Genomic DNA, 274 nt, shown 5'->3' with positions numbered 1-274 from the left:
CCATCAAAAGATTATCCTACAACATTTTAAAGTCTCCGGAAAAAACAATTCTTCCAACGGACAGTATTCGTGAAATGAAATTTACGCTGGAAGGAAATATGAACCACTATCTATGGACACTGGACAATAAAACGGTTACAGAAACGGATAAGATTTTGGTTAAAAAAGGAGAAATTCTTAGGATTAAAATGTATAATAACTCTATGATGCGCCACCCAATGCACTTGCATGGGCACGATTTCAGGCTGATTAACTCAAAAGGAGAATATTCACC

General features: G+C 36.1%; 1 protein-coding gene. It reads left to right on the top strand.

Translation table 11 applies throughout. The annotated features are described in order from the left end of the window. On the top strand, positions 1–274 hold a 274-nt coding region (locus SB679_RS24185), incomplete at both ends, for a multicopper oxidase domain-containing protein (protein WP_410704785.1).

Origin of the sequence: Chryseobacterium sp. SIMBA_029 (assembly GCF_046535275.1) — a bacterium.
Taxonomy (GTDB): domain Bacteria; phylum Bacteroidota; class Bacteroidia; order Flavobacteriales; family Weeksellaceae; genus Chryseobacterium.
Note: the sequence above shows the minus strand (reverse complement) of the source record. Positions and strands in the feature narration are given on the sequence as shown.